Annotated in this window: 4 protein-coding genes; all 4 read right to left on the reverse strand. The window is 60.7% G+C overall.

The features are described from left to right. Window positions 1-428, reverse strand: a 428-nt coding sequence (locus AC1XOS_RS21735) for an aminodeoxychorismate/anthranilate synthase component II (RefSeq protein WP_481964305.1), incomplete at its 3' end; no start/stop codon positions are given. A gap of 92 nt (window positions 429-520) precedes the next feature. Continuing rightward, window positions 521-904, reverse strand: coding sequence for a hypothetical protein (locus AC1XOS_RS21740; protein WP_481964306.1), 384 nt, complete (start codon window positions 902-904; stop codon window positions 521-523). Continuing rightward, entirely contained in the window at window positions 901-1,197 is a 297-nt protein-coding gene (locus AC1XOS_RS21745; protein WP_481964307.1) for an antibiotic biosynthesis monooxygenase family protein, read from the reverse strand. Before AC1XOS_RS21745 ends, AC1XOS_RS21740 begins: the two co-directional genes overlap by 4 nt. 136 nt (window positions 1,198-1,333) lie before the next feature. After that, entirely contained in the window at window positions 1,334-2,917 is a 1,584-nt protein-coding gene (gene trpE / locus AC1XOS_RS21750) for an anthranilate synthase component I (RefSeq protein WP_481964308.1), read from the reverse strand. Between the last annotated feature and the right edge of the window lie 163 nt (window positions 2,918-3,080).

Here is a 3,080-nt window from a genome sequence, read left to right on the forward strand (position 1 = left end):
ATCTCAAGGCACTCGGGGAGGCTCGCTCGCTCGATCACCAGGGAGTGGTAGCGAATGGCGGGGAAGTCGTTGGGGAGGCCCGCAAACACCCCAATATTTTCGTGGTGGATCGTGCTGGTCTTGCCATGCATCAGCCGCTGCGCCCGGACAATATTTCCCCCAAACGCATGCCCGATACTCTGGTGCCCCAGGCAGACGCCTAAGATAGGAATCTCCCCGGCAAAGCGCTGGATCACGGCGACAGAGACTCCCGCTTCGGCAGGCGAGCAGGGGCCAGGCGAGATCAGTAGCTGATCGGGTTTCAGCGCCGCGATCTCGTCGAGCGTGATGGCATCGTTTCGGTGCACCACAATCTCCTGGCCCAGCTCCCCCAGATACTGCACCAAGTTATACGTGAACGAGTCGTAGTTATCAATTACTAATATCATTATTTATCTGTCCGAGCGTGAACGCCCGGCCTTTTGACGCGCGATCCTGCACCACCAAGACGGCGGCGTTCACGTCCTGACTCTGTTGATGATCAATCCTCAAGGTCGAAGTCCCCTACTTTGAGTTTTTCGGGCTTGCTCTCGCCCATCTCTAGGTGGCTCCAGCGCGTTCCCTCGGCATCGGCATCCATCTTCTCTGCCGTCCAAGAGTCGCCTTGGACATAGCCGACGACCCGCTGACAAAGTGTGCAGTAGAAGACCAAGCGCGGACGGCTGGGCTGGCGTGGGTCAAGCGCGGACAGATCGGGGCTGCTGCCCATCCGTAGCTCCCGGTTCACCACCGAGGGCTTGAGAGTAATCCGGCACTTGGGGCACTCCAGCTGGAGCTTGCCGCTGAGCAGGTGCGCCAGCCGGGTGAGATCCTCGGAGTCGAGGCGAGCGGGCGGTAAATCCGGGCGTGGCGGGATGGCTTTCACGGAAACCGCGACTCCCGGATGACCTCGCAGGTCTGGGTGGAGTACTCTGAATAGAACTCGGTTCTGCCCCGCTCTTGGGCGAGTTTATGTTCAGCGTTCTCACGCCAGGCCACGATGGTCTCGTCGCTCTCAAACTCAGCAATGGTGACGCGCTCTCCATCGGCGGCGGTGAAGGTCTTCATGGAGAGAAAGCCGGGCTGCTGCTTGGCCAGCTCGACCATCTTGGGGGCCAGCTCGGCGTAGGCTTCGGTGGCTTCTGGGCGGAGACGGTTGCGAAAAACGGTGATTGTCATGGGATCCTTTCTGTCGGCCATCCCGAGGGGTTGAAACCCCCTCGCTGAAGGCGCTTCGCGCCGAACGTCCTGCCGGACGGAGTTCGTCTCCGGCCCAGAGGGCCTTCGGCAACTTGTTGCCTCTAGCGAGGAATTTTCAACTCCTCGCATTGGTTTGGGGCTCGATGATCTCGATACGGCTAAAGCGGCCTTCGACCACTTCGGCGAGCACAGGGACCGTGTCGAGGCCCGCTTCGGCGAACTCGACGGCGCGGCGGGCGGCGGCGGACTTGTTGACCGTTTCTTCAAACTCCGCGGCATGCTGCGAGTCGGCGACGATGCCGCCGCCTGCCTGCACATGAACTTTTCCGTTGTGGATCACGGCGGTGCGGATGGTGATGGAGGCATCGAGGTTGCCATTGTAGGAAAAATACCCAATCGCACCCCCATAAACGCCGCGCCGGGTCGGCTCCAGGCTCTCGATAATCTGCATGGCGCGGACTTTCGGAGCGCCTGAGAGCGTTCCGGCGGGAAACGTCGCACGGAGGACGTCCATCGGGGTGATCTCACTACGGAGCTTGCCACAGACGTTACTCACGATATGCATCACATGCGAGTATTTTTCAATAATCATCAAGTCCGTCACTTTGACCGAGCCGTACTCACAGACCCGCCCAATATCGTTGCGGCCCAAGTCTACCAGCATGATGTGCTCGGCGCGCTCTTTCTCATCGGCGAGGAGCTCGGCTTCTAGCGCGGCATCTTCCTCGGGTGTCTCGCCGCGCTTGCGGGTTCCGGCGATGGGCCGGACGCGTACGGTGCGCTCTTCCACGGTGCAGAGAATCTCCGGCGACGCGCCGACTAAGATCGGGCCATCGTCGAATTTTAAGAAAAACATGTAGGGCGACGGATTGAGTGAGCGCAGGGCGCGGTAGACATCGAACGCATCACCGTCGAAGGGCCGTGAGAAGCGCTGGGAGAGCACGACCTGGATAATATCGCCCGCCCCAATCAGCTCCTTGGCCTCGGTGAGCATCTCGTCGTAGCGGGCGCGGGTGAGGTTCGACTCCCACGGTGCCGGGTTGCTGGGGCGCTTGCCCGGCATGCCTAGCAGATCGGGAATCGGAGCACGGAGCGCGGCGATCATGTCCTCCACTTTCTCAACCGCTGTGTCGTAGGCCACGTCTAAGTCCGTCTCTGGCTCGATATGCGCGTTGGCCAGAACAATAATCCGGTGCTTGACATGATCGAAGATGCAGAGCGTGTCCGTGAGCATGAGATACACATCGTCGAGGTCTAAATCATCGTGCGTCTTATCCCCGATAGGCTCTAAGAAGCGCACCCAGTCGTAGCCGATGTAGCCCACCGCGCCGCCCACAAAGCGCGGGAGATTCGGCGTCTCCACAAACTTGACCTTGGCCAGCTCCGCTTCTAAAACATGCAGTGGGTCTTCCCCCTTGGAGAGCGGGATCAGCCGTGTCTTGCCGCGCTCGGTGAGGCTGACGCTACTGCCCCGGCTCCGCAGCACCACGCGCGGGTCGGAGCCAAGAAACGAGTAGCGGGCCATGCGCTCGCCGCCCTCCACGGACTCCAGCAAAAACGCATTGGGCCGGTGTGCCAGGCGCTTAAACGCCGAGACAGGCGTCTCCATATCGGCCAGGATCTCCCGGCAGACCGGGATCACATTGCCCTGGCTCGCCAGCGCCTTAAACGTCGCTCTATCGGGTGTCGTCGGAAACATAAGACAAAATAAAACAGGCTCCCGGTTGTCTTAACTCGGGAGCCTGCCTCTCTTCGTGTGCAGCGTCGGCGTGTTTAGCAGACAGCGCGCACCGGGCAAGCCCCCGTGCGCCACCACCACTGAACCAGCTTTCGCATTTGCATTGCGGCTACGATACCACGGC

It is taken from the genome of Armatimonas sp. (genome assembly GCF_964826245.1).

What these genes read in the sequence shown, in the direction of transcription:
- AC1XOS_RS21745 (WP_481964307.1), bottom strand. Translation starts at nt 1,197, where the DNA reads ATGACAATCACCGTTTTTCGCAACCGTCTCCGCCCAGAAGCCACCGAA.
- trpE (WP_481964308.1), bottom strand. Translation starts at nt 2,917, where the DNA reads ATGTTTCCGACGACACCCGATAGAGCGACGTTTAAGGCGCTGGCGAGC.